The following is a 26,609-nucleotide window of genomic DNA, read 5'->3' as shown; positions in this document are numbered from 1 at the left end:
TCTCAAGTCTCCTGATCTGACAGGTCCAGTCGATGTTGTATTTCACGCGGTGGAGGGCGCTGGGGATTATCCTGACGGCGCTGATCGTGTGCCTCTGCGCGGTCCCGAACTTCTTCCCCGAGGCACAGGTCAAGACCTGGCCCGCCTGGGCGCAGCGCCGGCTCGTGCTCGGCCTCGACCTCCAGGGCGGCTCCTATCTGCTGCTTGAGGTCGATTCCAGCTATGTGAAGAAGGAGAGGCTGGACCAGGTCCGCGACGACGTTCGCCGGACGCTGCGCGATGCCAAGATCGGCTTCACCGGCGGCGTCACCGTGCGCAACGACGCGGCCGAGGTTCGCATCACCAAGGAAACCGATGTGCAGCCGGCGCTCGCCAAGCTGCGCGAATTGGCCCAGCCGCTCGGCGGTCTGATGGGCTCCAGCGGTCAACGCGACCTTGAAGTGACCGATGCCGGTGGCGGCGTGATCCGCCTGAGCATCCCGCAGGCCGCGATGCTCGATCGCATGCGCAAGACCATCGAGCAATCGATCCAGATCGTCGAGCGCCGCGTCAACGAGCTCGGCACCGTCGAGCCCGTCATCCAGCGCCAGGGCAACGACCGCATCCTGGTGCAGGTCCCCGGTCTTCAGGACCCGACCCGCCTGAAGGAACTGCTGGGCAAGACCGCGAAGATGGAATTCCGCATGGTCGACACCTCCGTGCCGCCGGATCAGGCGCAGCAGGGCAGGTTGCCGCCGGAATCCGATCTGCTGATGAGCGCCTCGCCACCGCCCACACCTTACGTGGTCAAGAAGCAGGTGCTGGTCGCCGGCGGCGACCTGACCGATGCCCAGGCGAGCTTCGACCAGCGTACGGGTGAGCCGGTCGTCAGCTTCAAGTTCAACACGTCGGGCGCGCGCAAGTTCTCGCAGGCCACGCAGGAAAACGTGGGGCTGCCGTTTGCGATCGTCCTCGACAACAAGGTGATCTCGGCGCCCGTCATCCGCGAGCCGATCACCGGCGGTCAGGGCCAGATCTCCGGCAATTTCACCGTGCAATCGGCCAACGATCTCGCGATCCTCCTGCGCGCCGGCGCGCTGCCGGCGCCGCTCACCGTGGTCGAGGAGCGCACCGTCGGTCCGGGCCTCGGCCAGGACTCGATCGAGAAGGGCGAGCTTGCGGCTTACGTCGGCTCGATCCTGGTCATCATCTTCATGCTCGTGACCTATCGGCTGTTCGGGGTGTTCGCCAACATCGCGGTGGCCATCAACGTCGCCATGATCTTCGGCCTGCTGTCGCTGCTCAACGCCACGCTGACGCTGCCCGGCATCGCCGGCATCGTGCTCACCGTCGGCATCGCCGTGGATTCCAACGTGCTGATCTACGAGCGCATCCGCGAGGAGCTGCGCGGCGGCCGTAACGCGATCTCGGCGATCGACGCCGGCTTCAAGCGGGCGCTCGCGACCATCCTCGATTCCAACATCACCACCTTCATTGCCGCCGCGGTGCTGTTCTACATCGGCACCGGCCCGGTGCGCGGCTTCGCCGTGACGCTCGGTATCGGCATCATCACCACGGTGTTCACCGCCTTCACCCTGACCCGGCTGATCGTCGCCGGGTGGGTGCGGTGGAAGCGGCCGCAGAGCGTGCCGATCTAGGAGCCTGATTGTGAATCACACCGTTCTCATCGGGCTCGGCGTCCTCATCACTATTCTCACCGTGGTCGCGGCCCTCGGCTTGCTGCCGTCGTTGCGCATTGTCCCGGACAACACGCATTTCGACTTCACGCGATTCCGCCGCATCAGCTTCCCGATCTCGGCGGCGCTGTCGATCGTCGCCATCACGCTGTTCTTCACCCACGGCCTGAACCTCGGTATCGACTTCAAGGGCGGCACGTTGCTGGAGGTGCGGGCCAAGTCCGGCGCCGCCGACATCGCGGCGATGCGCACGACGCTGGATGGCTTGCGTCTGGGCGAAGTCCAGCTCCAGCAATTCGGCGGGCCCGAGAACGTCCTGATCCGCGTCGCGGAGCAGCCGGGCGGCGATACCGCCCAGCAGGAGGCCGTGCAGAAGGTCCGTACCGCGCTTGGCGATTCCATCGAGTACCGCCGCGTCGAGGTGCTCGGTCCGCGCGTCGCCGGTGAGCTCTTGGCCTACGGCATGCTCGGCCTGATGCTCGCGATCGTCGCGATCCTGATCTATCTCTGGTTCCGCTTCGAATGGCAGTTCGCGCTGGGCGCCATGATCGCCAACGTGCACGACATCGTGCTGACGATCGGCTTCATGTCGATCAGCCAGGTCGATTTCGACCTGACCAGCATCGCAGCGCTGCTCACCATTCTCGGCTATTCGCTCAACGACACGGTCGTCATCTACGACCGTATCCGTGAAATGCTGCGGCGCTACAAGAAGATGCCGATGCCGCAGCTGCTCAACGAGTCCATCAACTCGACGCTGTCGCGCTCGATCATCACCCACGTCACGGTGACGCTGGCACTGCTCGCGCTGCTGCTGTTCGGCGGTCACGCCATCCACAGCTTCACCGCGGTGATGATGTTCGGCGTGGTGCTGGTCGGCACCTACACCTCGATCTTCATCGCGGCGCCGATCCTGATCTATCTCGGCGTCGGCGAGCATCGCGAAGATGCGCCGGATACGGCTACGCCGGCGAAGAAAAACAAGGCATGATCCGAACCGCACGCCCTCGCACGCGTTTGCGAGGGCAGTAAGCCCATTCGGACGAACCTCATGGCCGGCGATCCCAACGCACCGCATTTCCCGCGCTCGGCGCCGATCGAGGCCTATGGCAAGGGCGGCTTCGCCTTTGCCGGCATGTCGCATCGGGGATCGCTGCTCTGTCTGCCTGACGCGATCTGGGCCTGGGATGTGACGGACCCCGCGAAGATCGACCGCTATTCGCTGGATCGGGTCTTCGCGGCCGCCAACAGCATCGATACGCTCCTGATTGGCACCGGAACCGGGGTCTGGCTGCCGCCGCCGGCGCTGCGGCAGGCCCTGAAGGCGGTGAGGGTGGTGCTGGACACGATGCAGACCGGCCCGGCCGTGCGCACCTACAACATCATGATCGGCGAACGGCGCCGCGTTGCGGCCGCGCTGATCGCCGTGCCATGAGCAGCGCTGCACCTTCGCCCGATTCCGTCGCCTTCTGCGCCGATCTCGTGCGCAGCCACGATTTTCCGCGCTATGTCGCGACCGTGTTCGCGCCCGCCGCCGAGCGCCGTGCGCTGCTCGCGCTCTATGCCTTCAATGTCGAGATCGTCCGGGTCCGCGACCAGGTGAGCCAGCCCTTGCCCGGCGAGATCCGCCTGCAATGGTGGACCGACATGCTTGCCGGCCATGTCCATGGCAGCGCCGAGGGCAATCCGGTCGCGGCCGAGCTGCTGCGCGCGATCCGCGATTTCGACCTGCCGGTCGAGCCGTTGTCGCTGCTCGCCGACGAGCATCAGTTCGATCTCTACAACGATCCGATGCCGACCATGGCGGCGCTGGAAGGCTATCTGGCCGCGACTTCATCGGCGCTGTTCATGCTCGCGGCACGGATCATGGGGCCGCCGTCGGAGGCGGTCGAGCATCTTGCCCGTCATGCCGGGCTGGCGCAGGGCATCGTGCAGGTCATCGTCAACCTGCCGCGCGATGCCGCACACCGGCAAATGTTCCTGCCGCAGCAGGTGCTGGCGAGCCACAATTGCAACATGGAGGATGTGTTCGCCAGCAGGGAGACGCCCAACCTCCATGCGGTGCTCGAGCAGCTTGCGGGTGAAGCCCGGCAGCATGTGACGACGGCCTCGTCGCTGCTGGCACAGGTGCCGTCGTCGGTGCGGCCGGCGTTCCTGCCGCTGAGCCAGGCGCAGGCCGACCTCAAGCGCCTGGCGCGTCCGGGACGCAATCCGTTCACGCCGCAGCCTTCGTCGCGGCTGCGCACGCTGTGGACGCTCTGGCGGGCTTCACGTTCCCGGGAATTTACCAAATAGCGGTTGGCTTGTCGCCCGAGCCGGGCAAATGCTCTATGCTGTCCCATGGCTGACTTGTCCCAAACCACGTCCTCCGATCTCAGCGGCCTTCCGGTCGCGCCTGGTGACATTCAGGCAGCCGCCGAGACCATCCGCGGTGCCGTCGTCGAGACGCCCTGCAGCTACAGCCGCACGCTGAGCAACATCTGCGGCTGTGACATCTGGCTCAAATTCGAGAACCTCCAGTTCACCTCCTCGTTCAAGGAGCGCGGCGCGCTCAACCGCCTCACCGCGCTGACGCCGGAGGAGCGTATGCGCGGCGTCATCGCCATGTCGGCGGGTAACCACGCGCAGGGCGTCGCCTATCACGCCAGGCGGCTCGGCATTCCCGCCACCATCGTGATGCCGGTCGGCACGCCCATGGTGAAGGTCGAGAACACGAAGCACCACGGCGCGGAGGTGGTGGTGACGGGCGCGACGCTGGAGGAGGCGGCCGCGTTTGCGCGGAGCCACGGTGAAGCTCGCGGCATGATCTTCGTCCACCCTTACGACGATCCGCTTGTGATCGCGGGGCAGGGCACCGTCGGGCTGGAGATGTTGAAGGCGGTGCCGGAGCTCGACACGCTGGTTGTCCCGATCGGCGGCGGCGGCCTGATCAGCGGGATCGGTATTGCCGCGAAATCGATCAAGCCATCGCTGCGGATATTAGGCGTCGAGGCCTGGCTCTATCCCTCGATGTACAACGCCATCCATGACGGCAATCTGCCGGCGCGCGGCGATACGCTCGCCGAGGGCATCGCGGTGAAGTCGCCCGGCAAGATCACGACTGAAATCGTCCGGCGCCTCGTCGACGACATCGCGCTGGTCAACGAGGCCGAGCTCGAGCGCGCGGTCGCGACCCTGATCTCGATCGAGAAGACGGTCGTCGAGGGCGCCGGCGCCGCCGGCCTTGCCGCGCTGATGTCCGACCCGTCCCGCTTTGCCGGCCAGAAGGTCGGCCTGGTGCTGAGCGGCGGCAATATCGACACGCGGTTGATCGCCTCCGTCCTGACCCGCGAACTGGCGCGCGAGGGACGGTTGACCCAGTTGTCCCTCGACATTCCTGACCGGCCCGGGCAGCTGGCGGCGGTGGCTGCGCTGCTGGCCGAGGCTGGCGCCAACATCATCGAGGTCTCGCATCAGCGGACCTTCTCCGACCTGCCGGCCAAGGCGACGCTGCTGCAACTCGTGATCGAGACCCGCGACAGCGCCCATCTCGACGAGGTCATGGCGAGGCTTAGTGCATCCGGCCTGAGCGCGCGCTGCACCTGAGCGGCGCGGCCGTCCCGCTATCGCGGCGTCAGGCCTGCGAGGTGGCCGATCAGCCGGTCGATCTCGGCTTCGGTGTTGTAGTAATGCGGGGAGGCGCGCACGAGCGGTGGCAGCGCCCGGATCTCGGCGTCGATGCGGGTGCTCGACGGATGTGAAGCACCGATGGTGATGCCGGCGGCAGCGGCACCACTGACAATCGCGTCCGCCTCATACCCGTCCATCGTGAAGCTGACGATGGCGCCTGGTGTGCGTCCGAGGTCGCGAATGGTGATGCTGCGAACGGAAGCGAGGCCGCCCCGAAGGCGGTCCGCCAGCAGGCGGCAGCGCTGCTCGATCGGGCCCATGCCGATTTCGAGCGCGTAGTCGACGGCAGCGCCGAGCCCGAGCCGCGCTGCGTAATTGTTCTCCCAGGTCTCGAAACGGCGCGCATCGTCACGGAGCCGATATTGATCGCGCGAGACCCAGGGCGCCGCGAAGTGGTCGATCATCGGCGGCTCGAGCCGCTGCAGCAGCCCGCGGCGGACATAGAGAAAGCCGGTGCCGCGCGGGCCACGCAGGAATTTGCGCCCCGTTGCCGACAGCATGTCACAGCCGATGGCTTCGACGTCGACGGCCATCTGGCCAACCGCCTGGCAGGCGTCGAGCAGATAGGGGATGCCGTGCGCCCGCGCGATCTTGCCGACGGCCGCCGCGGGATTGACCAGCCCGCCGTTGGTCGGAACCCAGGTGATGGCGATCAACTTCACGCGCTCGTCGATCATGCGTTCGAGGGCGTGGATGTCGAGCTCGCCGCTGGCATTGCTCGGCACGACCTCGATGATCGCGCCCGTGCGCTTTGCGACCTGAAGAAACGCAACATAGTTGGCGGCGTATTCCGCCTCGGCGGTCAGGATTCGATCGCCCTTGCGAAACGAAAGCGCATAGAATGCCATCTGCCAGGCAACTGTCGCGTTCTCCAGAAGCGCGATCTCGTTGGGCGCGGCATTCAGCAGCCGGCCTACCGAGCTGTAGACTGAATCAAGCCGGCGCGCCTCGCGGTCGGCGGCGGCATAGCCCCCGATCTCGCTCTCGAGGTCGATATGCTCCTTCATCGCCGCGACGACGGGCGCCGGCATGAGCGCCGCGCCTGCGTTGTGCAGATAGGCGATCCGCTCAGCGGCCGGTGTGTCGATGCGTATTTGGTCGATGTCGATCAAACGGGGCTCTCGCGCTTTGGCCGCGTCAATGCGGCATCTCTTCGAACTGCGGCAGGTGGAGCGGCGTATTCCACGGCAGGCGACGTTTGGTGAACATCTCGAGCTTCGGTGCGACCAGGTCGGGCCGGTCGAGGCTTCCCAACTGAACGAAGACCGTTTTGGGGAAGCTGTCGAGGTTGGAGGTGAACACCCGCGAGCCGCATTCGGGGCAGAAGTTGCGGTCGAGGCCTTTGCCGGAGTTCGCGACGTAGTGAAAGGCCTTCGGCTTGCCGCTGAGCAGCGTGAAGTCATCCTCCGGCACGGCAAAGAAAGTTGCCATCTCGCCGCCCGAGGCGCGCTTGCAGTCGTTGCAATGACAATTGGCGATGAAGGACGGATCGGTGTCGAATTCGAACTTGATGGCGCCACAGGCGCATTGAGCGGTGTATTTTTTGGCCATTGATCGCCTCGAATTGGTCCAAGACAGCGGCATGGCATATTGGCCGGCCGGAGGAGCGCACGCAACAGTGGTTGCCGCGCAGCGTGTCGTCTCAGATGCAGAGGCTGAGCAGCTTGATGTGGCACTCGCTGGATTTTGGCTTCTTCGCGGGCGCGGCCTCGCGCTTCACGGCAACCAGCGGCTCCCCGTCCTTCTTGCCTTTGCCCTTGCCCTTCGGCTCGTAGTCGCCTGCGATCACCATGGCCCAATAGGTTCGCTTGCCGCTGGCATTCTTGGCGCTGGCGATGCCGACGCGGGAGGCGTTGTGCAGCAACAGGTTCTTACGGTGTCCGGACGAGTCGATCCACTGTCCGAGCGTCTTCTCGAAATTGTCGTAGCCATAGGCGATGTTCTCGGCGGCGCGCCCCGCGCCGGCCGGTGCGACGCGGCGGTTGAACGGTCCGAGAGCGTCGTGGCTGAGGTCGTCCTTCGCCGCCATCGCGCGCGCCTGGTCCATGGCGATGCGGTCGAGGGTTGAATCGCGCACGACGCGAACTTCACCGTGCTTGAGGCGGAAGCTGGAGATCAGCTCGGCCGGGGTTTCGGCCAGTGCGGGCGTCGCTGCCAACAGCAGAAGGCCGGCGATCATGCCGCCGACCACGCGATGCCTCATCGTCCCCCGAGTGCTCATGACCCCGCCACGCCTGCGTTATCCGACTGCTTCTCTATCGCCAATGTGGACGCTTCAAGGCGCATTGCTTCCGTCAGCCCGCGGGCAGGTCCGCCTCGAAATTGAAGCGGTCGCGCAGGTTCTTGCGCTGCTCCAGAATGTCCTTGAGGAAAGCGCGGTCCTGGTCGTTCTTCATCATCGGCTCGATCAGGTCGAGCTGGTTCATGGCGACCAGTTGCAGGATCTCGGTGCGCGGCTTGCCACTGGTGTCGCGCGGCAGTGCATGCACCACCTGGATGTGTTCCGGCGGTTTCGGCCCTTTGGCGGCCGTGAGCTCGCTGCGGAGCTGGCCTTCGAGCGTGGCCTGATCGGCTTCGACGAAGGCATAGAGCCCGACGCCGGAACGGCGGTCGGCAAAGGCGACGATGGCGGTGTCGCGCACGGCGGGATTCTTGCGGATCAGCTCCGCCAGCACCGGCGCGTCGTTGACGAGGCGGCGCCCACCGCCCTCGCGATCGGTGAAATTGAACAGGCCGCGCGTGATCGCCCGGTAGACCTTCTTGCCGGTGGCGAGCCACAGGCTCGCGGCAAATGATTTCTTCGCCAGGATCTTGCGCTCGCGCGGCGTCAGCGCCTCGGGCGCGTAGGAGCGCTTGTGCTTGAGCAGGTGCCGGAGGTCTTCATAAGCGAGGATGCGATACAGCCGGCCGCGGCGCGCAAAGCAGGCGGCGAGCTGGAAGTCGGTCACATAGGCGCGGCCGTCGCGGCCGACCAGCCAGTTCTGCTCCTTGGCAAGATCGTTGTGGCAGATGCCGGCGCGGCGCAGCCGGCGCAGCGCCGCCTTGGCCGAGCGGAAATAGGCGAGGTCGCCATGCGGTTTTGCCAGATGCAGCGCGACGCCGTCGACGAAGCCGCGCACCAGCGCCCGGCGTCCGGCCCACAGCAGCTCGGGACCGACGTTCAGGCCCTTGGCGAGGGCGAGCGCATGCTTCTCGCGCGCGAACAGATGGCGGGCCAGCAGGAACGACCACCACGGCACCTCGTCGAGCCGGCGCAGCACGGCATCGACCTCGCCGGTGTCGGCACGAAAGCGGCCGCGCTCGACGGTCGAGAACACGTCGCGCTTGAGCAGCACGCCCTCGGTCCAGCGCGCCGAGAGCGTTGCGGCGTCGTCTTTGGGAAGGCTCATCGACAACTCACGCTGCTGCGGCGATGCGCAAATGATCGGCGATCCAGCGATCGAGATCGGCAAGCGCCAGTGCGCTCATCGCCTGCTTCTTGGCCACCGTCTTCTCGTTACCGCGCAGGCGCGTGCCGTCGGGCTTCTTCGTCGGGGCGCTCGCAAGCGGCGGGAACAGGCCGAAATTGATGTTCATCGGCTGGAACGAGCGCGTGCCGGGCTCGATGGTCTCGATATGGCCGCCGGTGATGTGGCCGAGCAGCGATCCCAGCGCGGTCGTAGCAGGCGGGCTCGCCAGCGTCTCGCCGCGGGCATCGGCTGCTGCGTAAAGGCCGGCGATCAGGCCGACGCTGGCCGACTCCACATAGCCCTCGCAGCCCGTCATCTGTCCGGCAAAGCGCAGCCGCGGTTGCGCACGCAGCCGCAGCTGGCCGTCGAGCAGCTTTGGCGAGTTGAGGAAGGTGTTGCGATGCAGGCCGCCGAGGCGGGCGAACTCGGCCTTCTCCAGCCCGGGAATGGTGCGGAAGATGCGCTGCTGTTCGCCGTATTTCAGCTTCGTCTGGAAGCCGACGATGTTGTAGAGCGTGCCGAGCTTGTTGTCCTGGCGCAGCTGCACGATCGCGTAGGCCTTCGTTGTCGGATCGTGCGGATTGGTGAGGCCGACCGGCTTCATCGGACCATGGCGCAGCGTCTCGGGGCCGCGCTCCGCCATCACCTCGATCGGCAGGCAGCCGTCGAAATAGGGCGTGTTGGTCTCCCACTCCTTGAACTCGGTCTTCTCGCCGGCGATCAGCGCGGCGACGAAGCCCTCATACTGCTCCTTGGTCATCGGGCAGTTGATGTAGTCGGCGCCGTTGCCGCCGGGGCCGACCTTGTCATAGCGAGACTGGAACCAGGCCACCGACATGTCGATGGATTCGCGGTGCACGATCGGCGCGATCGCGTCGAAGAAGGCGAGCGCGTTCTCGTCGGTCAGTTCGCGGATGGCATCGGCCAGCGGTGCGGAGGTGAGGGGCCCGGTCGCAACGATGACGTTGCCCCAGTCGGCCGGCGGAAGGCCTGCGATCTCGCCACGGGCGATCTCGATCAGGGGGTGGTCGTTCAGCGCCTTGGTGACGGCCGCCGAAAAACCGTCGCGATCGACCGCCAGCGCACCGCCGGCGGGAACCTGGTTGGCATCGGCCGCGCGCATGATCAGCGAACCGAGGCGGCGCATCTCCGCATGGAGCAGGCCGACGGCGTTGTTGGCGGCGTCGTCCGAGCGGAACGAATTGGAGCAGACGAGCTCGGCGAGCCCGTCGGTGCGGTGCGCCTCGGTCATGCGGTCCGGCCGCATCTCGTGCAGCATCACGGGCACGCCGGCTTTGGCGACCTGCCAAGCTGCCTCCGAGCCGGCAAGGCCCGCGCCGATCACATGCACAATATTGGAATGGGGTCCTGTCATGGGGCGGACAGGTAGCGCTTTTCGGCGGTCAGTGGAATCGCCGAGATCGAGTTTTCTGCCATCAGAAACGACAACGCCCGCACGAGGCGGGCGCTATCGGTTCGTCCGGTGAAGGGCTGAAGGATATCAGCCCTGATACTGACCGGCGGCAACGCGCGGGATGTCCGAGCGATCGAGGCCGATGTCGGCCAGTTCGCGATCGCTGAGCTGGGACAGCTCGGCAACATTGCGCTGATAGTCCCGGAAGGCCTGGATCATGCGGATGAGCGAGAGCAGCATTGGTAGTCTCCTGTAGTTCGATTCAGCCCTTGCCCGGGCGTCATCGTTGAAATGAATATAGGTGAGAGTGGTGCACTGCGAAAGTTCCGATGTTGCGATGCAGCTAAGCGATGTGCGCATGGCATCGGTAAGGCGCGATTAACCTCTTGGCAGTCCCGCCTAACCGCTGGGCGTTAGCCGCTCCAGATGGCAGGAAAGCTCCGTGAAATCACGGGTTTGTGCTAATCCTAGCGGTTTCAGTAACGACGGAAATAAGTTGCATTGTCGCGACCCGCAAGACGATGCGGCAGCTTGTAACCCCAAGTCTCGCATGCGCGAATCGCATGAAGCGATGTGATATAGAAATGAATTTATATTCACATTATTTGTGGGTTGCGCTGGCCTGACGGAGTCCGCCGGCGCTGGGGGATGGGAGCGGCGATTCGCTCGCTTCCGCCCACGGGACCTGCCGGGCGGCCTGCGGTGGAGCCGGGTATCGAGGGCCGATCGCCGGAAGTCGAGTGCGTCCGCCGCTGATGCGGTGCACACACGCCAAGGGTGTGAGCGCTTGATTACAAGGTTGTAATGAAAATCAGAATTTCCGCATGCGGCTCTGCGCGGCGCGCAACATCACGCAATTCTCGCGGGGAATTTATTGCGGCAAGTTGCCGCGTCGGCAGCAAAGTCGTGTCGCAGATTCCGGCAATGTCGCTGGGTCTGTCCCAAGAAGAAGAGAAGGAAAGTAACATCATGACGAAGTTACTCGGGGTTATCGCCATTGCCGCCGTCGCGTTAGCCGTCGCGCCGGCCCAGGCCGCCAAGCACGCCATGGGCGGCTGCAGCGGATCCAATCTGGAGAAGACGGAGACCGCGATCGAGAACATGGCCGACGGCGACAGCAAGTTCGTCGCGCAGAAGGAGATCGCGGCGGCGCAGGACTCCCTGCTCAACGGCAAAATGGGTGCGTGCGGCGCGCATCTGAACAAGGCGATGCACGCCACCATGGGTAAGTAAACGCTTCAAGAGAGGGCCGGTCGCCGGGCGATCGGCCCTACGCTTTTATGCGGGGGATCTTAAGGGGCGCGCGCGAGCTGGGTGGCGAAATAGGCGACGGTCTTGGAATAGACCTCGCTCTTGTTCCACTGCTGTAGCACCGCGAAATTCGGGCTTCCCGGCTGCCAATCCTTGCCACGCTGCCAGCCATAGCCGGCGAGGTAATTGGCGGTGGAGGCGAGCACGTCGGGCGCGTTGTGCAGGAGATCGCGCTTGCCGTTGCCGTCGAAATCGACGGCGTATTTCATCCAGGACGAGGGCATGAACTGGGTCTGGCCGAGCTCGCCCGCCCAGGCGCCCTTCATGTCGGCGGGTGCGAGATCGCCGCGCTGGACGATGCGCAGCGCATCCATCAGCTCGCCGCGGAACTGCTCGGCGCGCCGGCAGTCATAGGCCAGCGTCGCCAGCGAGCGGATGGTTGCGAACTTGCCGGTGTTGACGCCGAAATCGGTCTCCAGACCCCAGATCGCGACCAGCACCTCTCCTGGCACGCCGTAGGTCTGCTCGATGCGGGACAGCACCGAGCCGTACTGCTTCATCATGTTGGAACCGCGCGTCATGCGCGGCGGCACCATGCGGCCGGAAAACTCCTCGAAGGTCTGGGTGAAGACCTTTTGCGAGCGGTCGCGGTTGAGCACGCTCTGATCGAGCGTCACGCCGGCGAGCCCGGCGGCAATGGCCTGCTGTGAGATGCCTTTGGCCGCGGCGTCGGTCTTGAAGTCAGCAAGCCATGCGTCGAAATTGCCCGAGCCGCAGGCAACGGCGGCGAGCGCTGGCTGGGCGGAGAGGATTGACGTGGTGAGGGCTAAGGCTGCGAGAGCGAGACGAGAAATCGTCGGGGTCATCAGATGAAATGGATTCCGTGAAGTGATCTGACCGGCGAGGTGCAATCTCGGTCGGAACCGCGGCCAAAGCAAGGCGCATGACGGGCCCGGTCCCGCCCGGAGCCGGGCAGGACCGGATGTCACGAGATCGTTAGGCGTCCGTCCGATTCCGCCACGGGAAGAGGTTGGCGGGGAAGTCGGCGGCGGGCTTGCGCGGACGATGCGGCGGAGGCGGCACAGGGCGGGCACCGGGATCGGAAACGATCACCTTGCGGTAGAGATGCCAGGTGGCATGGCCGAGCAGGGGGATCACCACGGCGAGGCCGAGGAACGCCGGGATCGTGCCGAGCGCCAGCAGCACCGCCACGATCAGGCCCCAGGCCGCCATCGGCACCGGGTTTTTTGCGACAACGCGCAGCGAGGTGACCATGGCATCGAACGCGCCGGCATGGCGGTCGAGCATCAGCGGGAACGACACGGCGCTGATGCAGAGCGCGGCGAGCGCGAACAGGAAGCCGGTGCCGCAGCCGACCACGATCAGCCACCAGCCCTGCCGGGTCGTCAGCACGCGCGTAATGAAGTCCGAGATCCCGGTCACGCCCTCATAGCCGAAGGCTGCGACATAAATCGCCTGTGCGGTTGCAACCCAGGTCACGAACAGGGCGAGCAGCAATGTGCCAAGACCGAGCATGGCCCCGAACGAAGGCGAGCGCAGCACCTCCATGGCATCCCAGGCGCTGGCCTCTTCATGGCGTTCGCGCCGGCTCGAGAGCTCGTAGAGACCCAAGGCAGCGAACGGCCCGATCAACGCGAAGCCCGCAGCCAGCGGAAACAACAGCGGCAGCACCGAATAGCCCATCACCACGCGGGCGAGCACGAGGCCCAGCACCGGGTAGATCACGCAGAGAATAATGGCGTGACTCGGAACCGCCTTGAAATCCTCCCAGCCGCGCCTCAGCGCGTCATGCAGGTCGGACAGTTGGATCGTCCGGATGATTGGTCCCGCCGCATCAGCGGGCGGGGCCATTGTGGGGACATTGCCCTGGTAAAGTGTGGCCATGGTCGCTAGCTCCCTTGCCATGCGGCCGCATCCGGCGCCGGCAAACGGCGCAAGCGGCCGCTTTTCTTGGATGATCGCGATCCCAACCAGGCGCGAATTCCGGAAGGCATCGCGAGCTGAACAGAAACCGTACTCCCAATTCCGAGTCCTGTCCCTCACGCTTGGGTGAGATTCGATGCCGCACCGCAACCTCGACGATGTCATTCGGCCGTCATTTCGCCGCAGATAAGCTGATGCTGGTTGTCGGTTCGCATGATCCGCGGGCGCAACGCAGAAACTTCGTCTATAAGTGCCACTCAAGGCCCTTCCAACGGATCCTTTTCGGGGAGAAGACATGAGCATTTTCGGGAAAATCATGAGCGCGATCTTCGGTAGCCAACCGGCTTCCGCCGCGCCTGCCGGTGGCGCAGCGCCGGCCGGTGCCCCCGCAGGGGCCGCGCCGGGCGCATCGGCGCCGGCAGCCGCGCCCATGGCGTCCGTCGACGTCGCCGCCATCGTCGACAAGGCGGTCGCCGCGCACAAGGGCGAGAAGCTGGAATGGCGCACCTCGATCGTCGATCTCATGAAGGCGCTCGACATCGACTCGAGCCTCGCCGCGCGCAAGGATCTCGCCCGGGAGCTCGGCTACAGCGGCGACACCAACGATTCCGCGAGCATGAACGTCTGGCTGCACAAGCAGGTGATGTCCAAGCTCGCCGCAAATGGCGGCAAGCTCCCGCCTGAGATCAAGCACTGACCGATCGCTCGGTCGTTGCTCAGGGCCCGCGTTCGCGCGGGCCCTTTTGATTCAGGCGACGAGGTCCGCGTCCTCCGGATGCTTGTCGAGATAGTCGACGACGAAGCCGCAACCGGCGATCACCTTCCTGCCGTCGCGGCGGATCAGATCCAGCGCGCCCTTGACCAGCTCGGAGGCGATACCGCGGCCGCGTAGCGCGCGCGGAGTCTCGGTATGGGTGATGATCACCGCCGACGGCGTCAGCCGGTAATTGGCGAAGGCGATGTCACTGCCGACATCGAGCTCGAAGCGGCTCCTGTCTTTGTTGTCGCGTACCGATGCCGCCATGCGTAATCCTTCCGAAGCGATGTCTGCGCTCTGATCTAGGCGCCTGAACCCGCCCTTGCCAAGGTGCGACCAAGGGAGGTTGCCGCAGGGGAGATACCCGGAAAATGCGCGTCCCGCTCAGCATCATGGCGTTGCTCGCTGCGCTCGCCTCGACGGCGCCAGCACCGGCGTCGGCCGAAGGCGGTCCGGCCTGGGAAGCCTGCGTCGGATTGACGAGCACGCCGGACGAACGGGTCAAGGCCTGCTCGACCGTCATTGACACGAAGAGCGAGACCAGCCGCAGGCTCGCCGGCGCCTATTGCAACCGCGGCCATGGCCTCACCGAGAAACGCGAGCTCGATGCCGCGCTGTCCGATCTCGACGAGGCGGTCAGGCTCGATCCGGCCTACGCCTGCGCCTACAACAACCGCGGCCGCGTCTACAGCTTCAAGCGCGACTATGATCGCGCCATCGCCGATTACGACGAGGCTATCAAGCTCGATCCGTCGCTGGCGCTCGCCTACAGCAATCGCGGCGAGTCGCGCTTCAACAAGGGCGACCTCGACGGTGCCATTGCGGATTTTGACGCGGCGATCAAGCGCGATCCCAACTATGCCACCGCCTACGCCAATCGGGGCTTCGTCTACGCCCGCAAGCACGACACGGCGCATGCGCTCGCCGACTACACCATGCGGATCAAGCTTGCGCCCGATCTGCTCGCCTATATCGACCGCGGCAACGTGTATCGCGACAACGAGCAGCTCGACCGCGCCGCCGCCGACTATGGCGAGGCGATCCGCATCGCTCCGACAGATGCGCGCGGCTGGCGCAATCGCGGCATGATCCGTCTCTTCCAGGGCGACAACAAGGGCGGCCTCGCCGACTACGACAAGGCGCTGCAATACGATCCGTCCGACGTGTTCTCATGGAGCAACCGCGGGCAGGCCCGCTTGCGGCTCGGCGACAAGCAGGGCGCGATTGCAGATTTCCGGAAGGCGCTGGAGTTGCGGCCCGGACTGCCCGTCGCGCATGATGCACTGCGAAAGCTTGGGGCGCTGTAGCCGGTGTGAATTCTTGACCCGTTGGACGTCACGTGGCGACCGCAAAAAATCCTCAGTGTCGCTCTTGCAAGTTCCACCGCGGTTCCCACGTCCTTGAGAGGACATACGCCCGAATGCGGCCGGCACGGTCGCTAGACATTCGGAGTGTCGTGATCGCCAGCCGCAGACGTATGCCTCTTTTGCAGGAGGTTACGATGTCGGACTTTGGTTTCTTGAATACTCATCGAACATGGGAAGACTGGTGCGGGATGCTGCTCGGTGCGCTGATCGCTGCGTCGCCGTGGTTCCCAATCCAGGATAGCTCGGGGATTGCCGGACACGACACGATGGTCCTGAACACGGTCGCAGTCGGCCTCGTCGTATTTGGCCTCAGCCAGCTCGAATATGTCGCCTTGCAGCGCTGGCAGGAGGTGGCGACCATCCTGGTCGGGCTGTGGCTCATTGTCTCGCCCCTGGTGCTTGGCTATTCCGGCGAAGGTTTTCTCCGGATCTACCACACCAGTCTGGGCGCAGTGGCGGTGATCCTCGGCGTACTCCAGTTGTGGCAGGACTGGGACATGAGTGACCAGGATTTGCTGAAGCATGGGCAATAGGCTGCGGATTTCGGCAGGCCCGCCGCGCGATCGGTGGGCCTGCGCTCGCTCATCTCTTCACCAGATCCGCATAGTCCGGGTGCTTCTCGATCCACGCCTTCACGAACGGGCATTGCGGGATCAGCTTCAAGCCGGCGGCGCGGACCTGATCGAGCGCGCCTTGCACTAGTTTCGAGCCGACGCCCTTGCCGCCGAGCTCCTTCGGTACGTCCGTGTGCTCGAACGTGATGACGTTGCCGTCGAGCTTGTAATGTTCGGTCGCAAGATATCCCTCCACCTCCAGCTCGAAACGGTGATGGGCCTTGTTGTCGATGACGTCGCTCATGTCGTCTCCGGTCAGCTCTTCAGCGAGTCTGTCAGCATCTTGCGGATCGACCAGGCTTCGCCGTCGGAGGAGCCCTTGATGTCGTCGATCCGCCAGCTCCCAACCTCGCGCACGAAGTCGTAACGCACGATCAGGTCGGCGGGTTTGCGGTCGTTGCGGTGTCCGGTGATGGTCACCGCAAGTATCGCCTTGTCGGCCTCCATCTTCTCGGCGTCAACCTTGAACGACTTCACGTCCGGTTCCTGCGAGTTGGTGACGGGATCGAAATCGACCGGTCCGACGTCGCCCTTGGGCGTATGCGCATCGGCCTTGGCCCACAGCGCGACCAGGGCCTTGGAGAGATATTTGGCCTTGGCCGCCTTGTTCTCGATGATGAAGGCGCCGCCGCCATCGCCCTTGCCCTTGGCGGCGCGGGTGTAGATCGCAGTCAGAATAGCGAGCGGTTCACTGGTTGCGGGAGCCTGGGCGAGGGCGGGGCCGACGCCGGCGAGGAGGACAGTGGCGATGAGGCTGCGACGGGTGAGCATGGAGTGTCCTGGTTGGGGTGCGCACGTCAGTAGAGCTTGATTGCGCCCGGCAGGTTCAAACGCGAAGGCCGATCAGAGCGGCTCTGATCGGCCTCGGCCATGCGTGCACGGGGTCGGCGGACCCAGGGCGTCTTGATCAGTATTTGGCGACGACGGGGCCGGCCGAGAAATGATAGTTGACGCCGACCCGGGCGATCTGCTCGCGGAACGGGGTCGATGTCGTGAACACGATGGCCGGAACGGTGGAGGAGGCGACGTTCAGCGTCCGCCGGCCAAGGTCGACGTAGAGGTACTCGGCCTTGAAGCTCCAGTTCGGCGCGAACATCACTTCGGTGCCGGCGCCGGCGGTCCAGCCGGTGCTCGTCCCCGAGGAGGCGCCGCTGGCGCAGATGGTCGCGCCCACGATGCATCCGCCGGTCACGTCGGTGGTGCTGAACGAGGATTTGGTGCGGCCATAGGCGAAGCCGCCGGTGCCGTAGAGCAGCCATTGCGGCGCTACCAGCACGCCGACCCGGCCACGCACGGTGCCGAACCAGTCGATGCCCTTGCTGACCGTCGTCGAGGTGGCATCGAAGCCGACCGGTGCGAGCGCCTGGGTGGTCGTGCCCTTGACGTCCGCGCCCTGGAAGTCGGCCTCGAGGCCGACCAGCCATTGCGGGGCGACCTGCCAATTGTAGCCGGCCTGGACGCCGCCGATCACGCCTTTCGCCGACGGCGACAGCGCGGTCGGAAATGAACCGGCCGCAACCAGCGCGGCGAGCGGGGCCGCCAGTGCCGGATCGGTCGACAGGACGGAAATACCCGTGGAGCCCGTGCTCCAGTCGTAGCCGACATTGCCGCCGACATAGAAGCCATTCCAGGTCTGAACCGGGGCGATCGCCTTCACCGGCATTTTATAGGTCGGGGCAAGATCCGCGGCATGTGCCGTCCCCCAAGCCGCCCCGACAGCCACGACGCCCGCAAGCACAAGTTTCTCGAAATTTTTCATTGGCCCAATTCCCCGATTCCGACGTGGTTTTACGCTACATGGCGGCTGAACGCTGTGACCAATTGGCAACTCCGGGTCGGGATCGGAGCGCCTTCAGGCTGGATCGCACTCAAACCAGATGGAAATTGGCCGACGTCAGGCTTGCCAACGCGGTGTTGGTGATGGTGACCACGTGAGTAGCGTCGAGCGTGAGCACGGTGTCCGCCCCAACCTGATGCAGGTCCGCGAAGACGTTGGCGAGACTTCCGAACTGCGATGCCTGCAGCTGAATGTCGTCCAGGGCCGTATGGAAGTTGTTGATGGTGTTGTGACCGAAATCGCCGGCGAACACGAACGTATCCCGGCCGTAATTGCCGGCAATCAGCGTGTCGCCGGGGCCGCCGATCAGGATCTCGTGGGCGTTGAAGGTCGAGGCGGCCGTGATGGTGGCGCCGCCGGCGCTGCCGTCGAGGACGGTATTGCCATAACCGGTGGTGGCGGATCCGCCGGCGGGAACGAACACGAAGTTCTGGTTGCCGCCGATCACCTGGACGGTCAGCGTCGATGTCGAGGGCGCCGCATGGCCGTTGCTCGCGGTGTAGGTGAAGTTGTCGTAGGCGACGCCGGTGACGCCGCCGCTGGCAGCGTAGGAATAGCTGCCGTCGGCATGCACCGTGAGGCTGCCATAGGCGCCTGCGATGCTGTGATCGACGGCGCCGGCGAGCCCGTTGACGGCGCTGACCACGACGTGATCGGCGGGGTTGGTGTCGGTGTCGTTGGCGAGCAGGCCGTGCGCGGCATCGGCGGTGACGGTCTGGCCGGCGACGACACGGTTGCTGTCTGCGTGCGCCGTGACGAGTGAATCGATCACGGCAAGTCCGGTGAATGTCGTGGCGATATTGCCGAGATTGGCGGCGTTGCCGGCGAGGTCGCCGATCGCTCCGCCGTGCAGATCTATGCCCGTGACCGCCAGCGCAGATGTGAGCGTGTCGCCGGCTCCCACCGTGTAGTTGAACACGAGCTTGCTGGAATCATGCAAGGCCGCGGTCGCAGCCGCATCGAAGGTGGCGATGCCGTTATCGTTGAGCGAGAGGGTGGGCGCACCGCCCGACAAGGTCACGGCTTCGGCTAGGGCGACCGTGATCGTGACAGACTGGCCGGCTCCGACCGCGCCGCTCGCGGGCGATGCGCTGACGGCGACGATATCCGGCGCGTGCGTGTCGATCTGCAAGATCCCGGCGGGGTTGACGGTGCCGCCCGGCAAGGTGAGATCGTTTCCGGCGAGGTCGCGGATGGTCCCTGCATTGAGCAGGATCTGGTTGACCGAAAGATCGCTCGCGTTCTCACCCGCAGCCACGAGATAGCTGAAGGTCAGCGCGCTGCTGCCGCTGCCGCCCGCATAGGTCGCGACGCCGCCATCGTTGAGCTGCATGGTCGGCGTGCCGCCGGTCAGATCGACGTTGACCGCTTCGCTGAGATTGAGCGTCAGGATGACGCTATGGCCGGCGTTGAGATCGCCGCTGCCTGCGACGATGCCCGCGCCCGAGGTTGCGATCGACATCACCGTCGGCGCGATCGAATCCACCCGAACGCCGGCGGTCGAGCCGACATTGTTCAGCATGAGCACGGCGGCGTTGCCGACCGCGTCCTTGATCGTGCCGCCATTGAGAACGATCGCACTGCCGAGCGCGACGCCATTGGCATCGCTCTCGCCGGCAGCCACTGTGTAGCGGAAGGTTAGCGAGGAGGCGCTGCCTTGGCCGACATATTGGGCTTCGACGAGGCCACCGGTGTCGAGCATGATCGCGACTTCCGGGGTGCCCGTCACCGACACCGCCTCGCTGAAATTGACCGTGAAGTCGAGATTCTGACCGGCGACGTAGGTACCGTTCGCGGGCACACTCACCGACGTCACGGCCGGGGCCGTATGCTGAACGGTGTAGACGTCGCCGCCGGTGAATCCGTTCGCCACGGCGTTGCCGGCGGCATCGGCAATGCCGGTGCCTGAAGCGTTCAGGTCGAGGCGCAGCGTGCCGTCGCCGGTCACGCCGTTGACGGTCACGGTATAGACGTTGCCGCTGACGGGCGTCACGACGATGCCGGTGTCGGTGACACTGCCGGTGCGGGTCGCCGTGAAGTCGCTCGCATCGACGCCGGTGACGTCTTCCGAGAACGTCACCGTGAACTGATCGCTTCCGGCATTGTTCGGGTTCGAGCCGTTCGCGACGATCGACGAAACGCTCGGAGCGGTATGTCGAATGGTGTAGACGTCGCCGCTCGAGAAGCCCGCGCTGGCGCCATTGCCGGCAGTGTCGGTGACGCCGCTCGAGCCGCTCTTGAAATCGAGGCGCACGGTGCCGTCGCCGGTGACGCTGCCGACAGTCACCGTGTAGGTCTTCCCGTCGGCGGAGGTGATCTGGCTGATGCCGGTGGTGGAGAGGGCGATACCACCCGGTGTGTTGGTCGTGGTCAGGGTGAAATCGGTGGCGGTTAGGCCGCTGACGCTCTCCGAGAAGGTCACCGTGAACTGTTCGGTGCCGGCGTTGTTCGGGCTGGCGCCCGACGCGGCAATCGACGTCACGGTCGGAGCGGTGTGATCGATCGTGTAGGTCTGTCCGGTGAAGCCGGCAAATATGGCATTTCCGGCGCGATCGGCGATGCCGGTGCCGGACGCGTTGAGCTTGAGGCCTAGCGTGCCATCGCCCGTGACGCCGGTGACCGTCACCGTATAGACGCTGCCGCTGAAGGGCAGCACGACCATCCCGCCATATGAGACGGACCCGCCGGTGACGATAGTGAAGTCACTCGCGTCGACCGCGCTCACGATTTCGGAGAAGGTGACGGTGAAGGTATCGCTGGTCGCGTTGCTCGGATTGCTGCCGGCGGTATTGATCGACGAGACCACAGGTGCGGCGGTGTCGATCGTCAGGTGCAGGTCGGTGGCTGTGCCGGCCAGCACGGCATCGTTGCCCGAGCCGTCCTTGATGGTGCCGCCGTTCAGGAGAAGGTTCTGCACCTGCAGATCACTGCTGCTGTCGCCGGCCTGCACCGTGTAGCTGAACGTCAGCGCGGTGCCGCCGCTGCCGCCTTGATAGGTCGCGATCACATTGTCGCTGAGCTGGAGCTCTGGCGCGCCGGTGACATTCACCTGGTCGGTGAAGGCCACCGTAATGGTGACGACCTTGCCGGCATTGAGATCGGTCGCATTGCCCGTCGTCGCCGCCGTGACCGAGCTGACGAGCGGAACGTGGAGCAGATTGACCGTGCTGGTCGCGGTGTTGCTGGTCCCGTTGCTGGAGGAGCCGTCGGTCACGGTCCATTCGATGGTCCGGGAGCCGGGCGCGGTCGATCCGGGGGCGCTGAACGCGATCGATTCCAGCACGGTCTGGTAATGATCGAGCGTGTCGGTGCCGCTCAGCGTGAGCACGCCGGTAGCGGCGTTGTAACTGCCGGTGATGTTGTTCTGGCTGATGAAGCTCAACGCATCGCCGCTGACGAAGCCGCTGGCAATCTTGATGGTCGCGCCGGTCAGATTGCCGCCACTGTCGGGGTCGGCGACGATCAACGTGCTGTCGAGCAGGGCTGCCGCACTGCCGACCGGATAGTTCAGGCTGGCACCTGCGGTGACGGTCGGCGCGGTATGGACGATGCCGAGCACGCTCGCCGTCAGAGGCACCTCGCTCGAGATGAGCGTTGTGGAGGCGGTGCCGTATTGCTCGCCGAGCTCGACCTGATTGCCCTGGGAGTTCGTGCCCACGCTCGCGACGGCGCGACCGGTCAGGTCCGGGAGGGCGAAGGTGGACTGGCCGTCGCCGCCATAGGTCGTTCCGATGAGCGCAAACAGGACCTGGTTCTGTGAGATCGATAGTAGCTGGCCCTGGCACTCGGCCCAGCCGTGCGCCAGCATATAGTCGAGGTCCGTGCCGTTTCCGGCGTAGGAAATGATCTCGCCGACCCATGGAGCGGAGTCCGAGTACGAGCCGCTCTGGGAGGGAAATATTCCTTCGAGAGAGATCAGATAGTGCAGAGCGATGGAAGGCTGGTAGTTGCTGAAGTCGGCTGAAGCCCCGACTGGATGGGGCAGGTTCGACGTCGAGAGCGTGGTCGTGTCCTGGCCGATGACCGTGCCAAGTTGGAAATCGCCGATCGAGTTCGTTCCGACCCCGATGATGGTGCGGCCGGTGAGGTCCGGCAGCGCGAACGTCGTGACACCATCGCCGCCATACGTCGTGCCGATGGCGTTATAGAGGTTCGGATAGTCGGCGATGTTCAGCACCTGGCCAGCCGCCAGCAGATATCCTGTCGGCGCAAAATTGCTGAGAAACGGGACAATTTCGCCGGCTACGTCGAGCCAGTTCGAGGCTGAGCTCGCGCCCGGTCCGCCGGTGTTGATGAGATAGTTGATGGTCAGCGAAGGCTGGTCGTTGGTGAAAGCCTGCCCCGCGCCGAAGCCCGAGGGCAAATTCTGGGTCCCCAGCGTGACCGTGTCCGTGCCGTAGTTGGCTCCGAGCGAAAAATTCGCGCTGTTCTCGGAGCCGACCGTGAGCTTGGCCTGGAGGTTGGGTAGCTCGAAGGTCGTCTGTCCGTTGCCGCCATAGGTCGTGCCGAACAGCGAGAACAGGGCGGTGTTCTGGGCGATCGACAGCAGCTGCCCGCTGGCAAGCGCCGTGTGGTTGGGAGCAAGGCTTCCGGCGAAGGTCCTGATGGACCCGAGATCGATGGTGCCGGGATCGGACGTGCCGTCTCCATGCGAGGGATAGGTGCCTTGAAGCGGGATCAGCTGGGTCAGCCCGAGCGAGGGCTGATCGTTGTTGATCGGGGATGCCGTGATGTTCGTGTTCGTCCCGTCCGACACCTGCCAGGTAATATCGCGAACCTGGTGCGTGCCGCCGCCGGTCGGATCGCCGTTCCCCGAAAAACTGTAGGTGATCGAGCGCAGCGCATCCTGATAGTCGGCGACCGTATCGCTCCCGCTCAGGGTGAGGATGCCGTGCGCGGCGTCGTAGCTGCCGTGAATGTTGTTCTGGTCCGTGAAGTTCAGCGTGTCGCCCGCGACGAAGCCGACGAGACTCACCACGGCCGATGAGAGTGTTGAGGAGGCGCTGTCCGTTACGATCAGGTTCGGTGCGATGGACACGGCGGCGCCACCGCCGTGGAACGTCGCTGACGTGCCGGGGGTCAGGCCGATGATGCCGAGCGTCGTGCTGAAATTTGCAAGCGCCTGCTCCGCGAAGGGCGCGCTAACGGCAGCCGCTGCCGGGGTGGTCGAGACGTCGAGCGTCCAGCTTGCGGGATCGGCATTGCCGATCACATGCGTCGCCGCGTCGACGGTGACGCCGCCGGCATAGGCGGAGAGGTCGGAGATGAACTGGCTTCCGGTCGCGCCCGCGGCCGTGTCGCAGGCATAGAGGGCGAGAGCTCCGTCGGATGCGAGCGAGGCGCCGATCGCGGAGAGTGCGGCGGCATCGTTCGCGAGGTCCGCGTCGTCGATGACGGATGAGCCGATCTCAATCTCGCCCGGAGCGCCGTGACCGACGATCGAGATCGACGCGAGCCCGGTCAGGCCGTTGGTCTTGAGGATGGTTGCGATCTGGGCGAAGCCGTCGCTGGCGCCGTTGAGGACAAAGGCCTGTTCGTCCGGGGCCAGCCCCTCCAGCAAGGCATCGATGTCGGAAACGCGGGAATCAATGAAAACAACTCTTCCCATACTCACCACATTCCACGCCGAAACGGCGCATATCCACCCGGGAGCCAGCCGCCGGGCCAGCCAAACAAATGCATTAAACAGCGATTAACTAGCGTGAAGCTTGCGCCGGAACAAGCCTGCGCGCGGCACATGCAACCGGAGCGCGACCGCCGTCCTGCGGGGCAAATATCGCGTTTTTCCGCGTGTTTTGGCGATAGTTGTTTGAAAACGAGACACCGCCGGGGGGCCGCAGCGCGTCGCCGTTCATCAATGGCGGTTGATCTTCGCGCATGATCGCGCCGACCTGCGCCGGTACGCGTGACCAGCCCGCTGCGCACTGGCTCCGGTGCGGCGGCTTCAAACCGATGTCTGTCAGTCCGCGGCCTTGGCCACGCGCGTATCTTCGCTCGGCTGTTGGCGGACGCAGCCCTGGCAGATGACGAGGGCGCGGTTGACCCTGGCGTCCTGCTCGGCCTCGATACCGTCCTGCGCCTGCCACCATTCCTTCGAATAGGGCTGAAGTCCGGCTTGCGAACTGTTGCGCTCGGATACCGCGGCGGATCGCGTTGTTCGCGATGGCCCCGAGGCGGGGCGCTGCTCATTGGGATCTTCGCCCGCACCATCCCAGGCAAAGCGGGCAGGCCTGAAGGCCGGATCGGAAGCGAGATGCGCCTGCGGCGCGACGGCACATCCGGCAAGCGCCAGCGACAACAGGAGGAAGGCGGGCGCTTTGACCATGATGCGGCACTCTGTACGCGAGAACTGGCTGAGGTTGCGCCGATCATGTTTAAAAATCCCTGAACGACTGCGGCATCGCCGACGACCAATGCGCATGCGCTGTTTCACCCTCCTGCTCGCTCTGCTCGTCACCGCTGCGCGCGCCGACAACGCAAGACCATTCAACCCGGCCGACTATCCAGCCGGTGTGCAGAAGGCGCTGCGCTACGCCAACGAGGAATGCGACAGCCAGGACGGTGGCGCGGTAACCTTTGCGCCGGACACGGTGCGCCGGATCGACCTGACCGGTGACGGCCGCGACGACTACATAGTCGATTTCCGCGACACAAAATGCGGGGAGCGCGAGACCACTTATTGCGGAACCGGCGGCTGCGTCATGGACATCCTGGTGACGCTGCCGGATGGCAGCGTGCGCCCCGTGTTCGACGGCTATGTCCGCAGCTACAAGATCGTGACGTCGCCGGTGAAGCGCGGCGCCGCGCGCACCATCCGGTTCGATCTGCATGGCAGCTATTGCGGCGGTTTTGGCGCGCAGGCCTGCGTCAAGGAGAAGACGATCACGGCGACGCCGTTCGCGTTCAAGCAGCCGTAGAGCAGGTGCGCGGCCGGCGGCCTTGCGGGGGTGCGGGCGTTGGCGATAAATGGGCAGCAAGGAGCGGGCGGCTTGCGCGCCGCCCGCAGTCGAAGAGGAAGCCCCATGCAGCCCCTGCGCATGTCCCGCCGCGTCATGAATCTCGCTCACATGCTGACCCAGAATGCGCGGCGGCATGGATCGCGTCCCGGTTTCGTCTGGGGTGACAGGTCCTGGACCTGGCGCGAGATCGACGCCCAGGTCTCGGCACTGGCGGCGGCGCTCGCCGCGCGCGGCATCGCGAAGGGCGACCGCATCCTCGTCCATTCCAAGAATGGCGACGAGATGTTCTTCTCGATGTTCGCAGCGTTCAGGCTCGGTGCGGTCTGGGTGCCCACCAATTTCCGCCTGATGCCGGACGAGGTCTCCTACCTCGCCCAGGCCTCCGGCGCGAAGGCGTTTCTGTGCCACGTCGATTTTCCCGAGCACGCGGCGGCCGTGAGCGGCGGTGCGCTCGCGTTCACCTGGAGCATTGACGGCAAGGGCGCGTTCGGCGAGGCGTCGGTTGCAGATGCCATCGCATCGCATGCGGGGCACGCGGTCGAGAACGTCGCTGTCGAGCACGACGATCCCTGCTGGTTCTTCTTTACCTCCGGCACCACGGGCCGCTCCAAGGCCGCGGTGCTGACCCACGGCCAGATGGGCTTTGTCGTCACCAACCATCTCGCCGACCTGACGCCTGGCGTCACCGAGGACGACGCCTCGCTGGTGGTGGCGCCGCTCTCGCATGGCGCCGGCGTGCATCAGCTGGTGCAGACCGCGCGAGGTGTACGCACCGTGCTGCTGCCGACAGAGAAATTCGACATCGACGAGGCGTTCCGCCTGATCGAAAAGCATCGGGTCAGCAATCTCTTCACCGTGCCAACCATTCTGAAGATGATGGTCGAGCATCCCGCCGCCGACAAATACGATCACTCCTCGCTGCGCCACGTGATCTATGCCGGCGCGCCAATGTATCGCGAGGACCAGAAGGCCGCGCTGAAGAAGCTCGGCAAGGTCATCGTGCAGTATTTTGGATTGGGCGAGGTCACCGGCAACATCACCGTGCTGCCGGCGGCGCTGCACGACCCCGAGGACGGCCCGCATGCGAAGATCGGCACTTGCGGCTTCGAGCGCACCGGTATGCAGGTCTCGATCCAGGACGACGAGGGCCGCGAGCTCGGGGCGAACCAGAGCGGCGAGATCTGCGTGATCGGTCCTGCGGTGCTCGCCGGCTATTACGACAACCCCGAGGCCAATGCGAAGGCATTCCGCAACGGCTGGTTCCGCACAGGCGATCTCGGCCACATGGACGAGGAGGGGTTCGTCTACATCACCGGCCGTGCTTCCGACATGTACATCTCCGGCGGCTCCAACATCTATCCGCGCGAGATCGAGGAGAAGATCCTGACGCATCCTTGCGTCGGCGAGGTCGCCGTGCTCGGCGTGCCCGATGCGACCTGGGGCGAGGTCGGCGTCGCCGTCTGTGTGGCGCGCGAGGGCGCGAAGGCTGTGAGTGAAGCGGAGATGGCGGCATTCCTGTCGCCAAAAGTGCCACGCTACAAGATGCCGAAGCGGTTCTTCTTCTGGGAGGCGCTGCCGAAGTCCGGTTATGGCAAGGTGCCGAAGCGCATGGTGCGTGACGAGCTCGAGGCGCGCGGATTGCTCGACCTCGACAAGACGAAAACAGGCTGAG

The 26,609-nt window shown here is 65.1% G+C and carries 25 protein-coding genes; 11 read left to right on the top strand and 14 right to left on the bottom strand.

Features of this window, described 5'->3' with window-relative positions:
- The first annotated feature begins 32 nt into the window (after positions 1-32).
- Genes secD through ACE10W_RS20920 form a run of 5 tightly spaced genes read left to right on the top strand, consistent with a single transcriptional unit; the run spans position 33 to position 5,261 of the window.
- Positions 33-1,637, top strand: a complete 1,605-nt coding sequence (gene secD, locus ACE10W_RS20940; RefSeq protein ID WP_375761874.1) for a protein translocase subunit SecD — start codon at positions 33-35, stop codon at positions 1,635-1,637.
- A 10-nt stretch (positions 1,638-1,647) separates the two neighbouring features.
- Positions 1,648-2,667: a protein translocase subunit SecF gene (gene secF, locus ACE10W_RS20935; protein ID WP_011087502.1), complete on the top strand. Its 1,020-nt coding sequence runs from the start codon at positions 1,648-1,650 to the stop codon at positions 2,665-2,667.
- A 60-nt stretch (positions 2,668-2,727) separates the two neighbouring features.
- Positions 2,728-3,111, top strand: a complete 384-nt coding sequence (locus tag ACE10W_RS20930) for an Mth938-like domain-containing protein (RefSeq protein ID WP_011087501.1) — start codon at positions 2,728-2,730, stop codon at positions 3,109-3,111.
- The gene (locus tag ACE10W_RS20925; RefSeq protein ID WP_375761873.1) at positions 3,108-3,971 is read left to right on the top strand and encodes a phytoene/squalene synthase family protein; all 864 of its coding nucleotides are present in this window, start codon (positions 3,108-3,110) and stop codon (positions 3,969-3,971) included. The genes ACE10W_RS20930 and ACE10W_RS20925 overlap by 4 nt, the downstream gene beginning before the upstream one ends.
- Before the next feature lie 45 nt (positions 3,972-4,016).
- A complete protein-coding gene (locus tag ACE10W_RS20920) occupies positions 4,017-5,261 on the top strand; it encodes a threonine ammonia-lyase (protein WP_375761872.1) in 1,245 nt (414 codons plus the stop codon).
- Between the two features lie 17 nt (positions 5,262-5,278).
- Here the strand turns inward: ACE10W_RS20920 and ACE10W_RS20915 are convergent, their stop codons facing one another.
- From ACE10W_RS20915 to ACE10W_RS20890, 6 genes are all read right to left on the bottom strand, one after another.
- Complete coding sequence (locus ACE10W_RS20915; protein WP_375761871.1) at positions 5,279-6,457, bottom strand: aminotransferase class V-fold PLP-dependent enzyme; 1,179 nt, start codon at positions 6,455-6,457, stop codon at positions 5,279-5,281.
- A gap of 25 nt (positions 6,458-6,482) precedes the next feature.
- On the bottom strand, positions 6,483-6,896 hold the full coding sequence (locus ACE10W_RS20910; RefSeq protein WP_162603525.1) for a GFA family protein: 414 nt from the start codon (positions 6,894-6,896) through the stop codon (positions 6,483-6,485).
- A 91-nt stretch (positions 6,897-6,987) separates the two neighbouring features.
- Positions 6,988-7,566, bottom strand: coding sequence for a CAP domain-containing protein (locus tag ACE10W_RS20905; RefSeq protein WP_110116109.1), 579 nt, complete (start codon positions 7,564-7,566; stop codon positions 6,988-6,990).
- Positions 7,567-7,639: 73 nt separating this feature from the next.
- Positions 7,640-8,734: a serine/threonine protein kinase gene (locus ACE10W_RS20900; RefSeq protein WP_028171856.1), complete on the bottom strand. Its 1,095-nt coding sequence runs from the start codon at positions 8,732-8,734 to the stop codon at positions 7,640-7,642.
- A 7-nt stretch (positions 8,735-8,741) separates the two neighbouring features.
- Complete coding sequence (trmFO, locus tag ACE10W_RS20895; RefSeq protein WP_011087495.1) at positions 8,742-10,169, bottom strand: methylenetetrahydrofolate--tRNA-(uracil(54)-C(5))-methyltransferase (FADH(2)-oxidizing) TrmFO; 1,428 nt, start codon at positions 10,167-10,169, stop codon at positions 8,742-8,744.
- Positions 10,170-10,295: 126 nt separating this feature from the next.
- Entirely contained in the window at positions 10,296-10,448 is a 153-nt protein-coding gene (locus tag ACE10W_RS20890) for a DUF1127 domain-containing protein (RefSeq protein ID WP_007590701.1), read from the bottom strand.
- A 666-nt stretch (positions 10,449-11,114) separates the two neighbouring features.
- Here ACE10W_RS20890 and ACE10W_RS20885 point away from each other — a divergent pair.
- Complete coding sequence (locus tag ACE10W_RS20885) at positions 11,115-11,441, top strand: hypothetical protein (protein WP_304553824.1); 327 nt, start codon at positions 11,115-11,117, stop codon at positions 11,439-11,441.
- Between the two features lie 59 nt (positions 11,442-11,500).
- On the opposite strand, the gene ACE10W_RS20880 is transcribed toward ACE10W_RS20885, so the two are convergent.
- Both ACE10W_RS20880 and ACE10W_RS20875 read right to left on the bottom strand, forming a co-directional pair.
- Positions 11,501-12,325 carry a lytic murein transglycosylase gene (locus tag ACE10W_RS20880; RefSeq protein ID WP_011087492.1) on the bottom strand — a complete coding sequence of 275 codons (825 nt, stop codon included), beginning with the start codon at positions 12,323-12,325 and terminating at the stop codon, positions 11,501-11,503.
- A 130-nt stretch (positions 12,326-12,455) separates the two neighbouring features.
- Positions 12,456-13,364 (bottom strand): DUF2189 domain-containing protein, encoded by a 909-nt coding sequence (locus ACE10W_RS20875; protein WP_375761870.1) that lies wholly within the window; start codon positions 13,362-13,364, stop codon positions 12,456-12,458.
- A gap of 334 nt (positions 13,365-13,698) precedes the next feature.
- Between ACE10W_RS20875 and ACE10W_RS20870 the strand changes: the two genes are divergently transcribed.
- Complete coding sequence (locus ACE10W_RS20870; RefSeq protein ID WP_028171860.1) at positions 13,699-14,100, top strand: DUF3597 domain-containing protein; 402 nt, start codon at positions 13,699-13,701, stop codon at positions 14,098-14,100.
- A gap of 51 nt (positions 14,101-14,151) precedes the next feature.
- Here the strand turns inward: ACE10W_RS20870 and ACE10W_RS20865 are convergent, their stop codons facing one another.
- A complete protein-coding gene (locus ACE10W_RS20865) occupies positions 14,152-14,427 on the bottom strand; it encodes a GNAT family N-acetyltransferase (RefSeq protein WP_011087489.1) in 276 nt (91 codons plus the stop codon).
- A gap of 104 nt (positions 14,428-14,531) precedes the next feature.
- Here ACE10W_RS20865 and ACE10W_RS20860 point away from each other — a divergent pair, with 104 nt between their 5' ends.
- Positions 14,532-15,467 carry a tetratricopeptide repeat protein gene (locus ACE10W_RS20860; RefSeq protein ID WP_375761869.1) on the top strand — a complete coding sequence of 312 codons (936 nt, stop codon included), beginning with the start codon at positions 14,532-14,534 and terminating at the stop codon, positions 15,465-15,467.
- A 194-nt stretch (positions 15,468-15,661) separates the two neighbouring features.
- Positions 15,662-16,060: an SPW repeat protein gene (locus tag ACE10W_RS20855; RefSeq protein ID WP_038967269.1), complete on the top strand. Its 399-nt coding sequence runs from the start codon at positions 15,662-15,664 to the stop codon at positions 16,058-16,060.
- Positions 16,061-16,109: 49 nt separating this feature from the next.
- Here ACE10W_RS20855 and ACE10W_RS20850 read toward each other — a convergent pair whose 3' ends face one another.
- The 5 genes from ACE10W_RS20850 to ACE10W_RS20830 form a co-directional block, all read right to left on the bottom strand.
- Positions 16,110-16,385 (bottom strand): GNAT family N-acetyltransferase, encoded by a 276-nt coding sequence (locus tag ACE10W_RS20850; protein ID WP_028171864.1) that lies wholly within the window; start codon positions 16,383-16,385, stop codon positions 16,110-16,112.
- A gap of 11 nt (positions 16,386-16,396) precedes the next feature.
- The gene (locus ACE10W_RS20845) at positions 16,397-16,912 is read right to left on the bottom strand and encodes a DUF3828 domain-containing protein (protein WP_375761868.1); all 516 of its coding nucleotides are present in this window, start codon (positions 16,910-16,912) and stop codon (positions 16,397-16,399) included.
- Positions 16,913-17,048: 136 nt separating this feature from the next.
- Positions 17,049-17,900, bottom strand: coding sequence for an outer membrane protein (locus tag ACE10W_RS20840; RefSeq protein ID WP_011087483.1), 852 nt, complete (start codon positions 17,898-17,900; stop codon positions 17,049-17,051).
- Positions 17,901-18,009: 109 nt separating this feature from the next.
- Positions 18,010-23,586, bottom strand: coding sequence for a tail fiber protein (locus tag ACE10W_RS20835; protein WP_375761867.1), 5,577 nt, complete (start codon positions 23,584-23,586; stop codon positions 18,010-18,012).
- 351 nt (positions 23,587-23,937) lie between these two features.
- Positions 23,938-24,303 carry a hypothetical protein gene (locus ACE10W_RS20830; RefSeq protein WP_060912301.1) on the bottom strand — a complete coding sequence of 122 codons (366 nt, stop codon included), beginning with the start codon at positions 24,301-24,303 and terminating at the stop codon, positions 23,938-23,940.
- A 94-nt stretch (positions 24,304-24,397) separates the two neighbouring features.
- On the opposite strand from ACE10W_RS20830, the gene ACE10W_RS20825 reads away from it, so the two are divergent.
- Both ACE10W_RS20825 and ACE10W_RS20820 read left to right on the top strand, forming a co-directional pair.
- Positions 24,398-24,895 (top strand): hypothetical protein, encoded by a 498-nt coding sequence (locus tag ACE10W_RS20825; RefSeq protein WP_375761866.1) that lies wholly within the window; start codon positions 24,398-24,400, stop codon positions 24,893-24,895.
- Positions 24,896-25,000: 105 nt separating this feature from the next.
- Complete coding sequence (locus ACE10W_RS20820) at positions 25,001-26,608, top strand: acyl-CoA synthetase (RefSeq protein WP_375761865.1); 1,608 nt, start codon at positions 25,001-25,003, stop codon at positions 26,606-26,608.
- Position 26,609 lies beyond the last annotated feature (1 nt).

Origin of the sequence: Bradyrhizobium sp. B025 (assembly GCF_042257955.1) — a bacterium.
GTDB classification, from domain to species: domain Bacteria; phylum Pseudomonadota; class Alphaproteobacteria; order Rhizobiales; family Xanthobacteraceae; genus Bradyrhizobium; species Bradyrhizobium diazoefficiens.
Note: the sequence above shows the minus strand (reverse complement) of the source record. Positions and strands in the feature narration are given on the sequence as shown.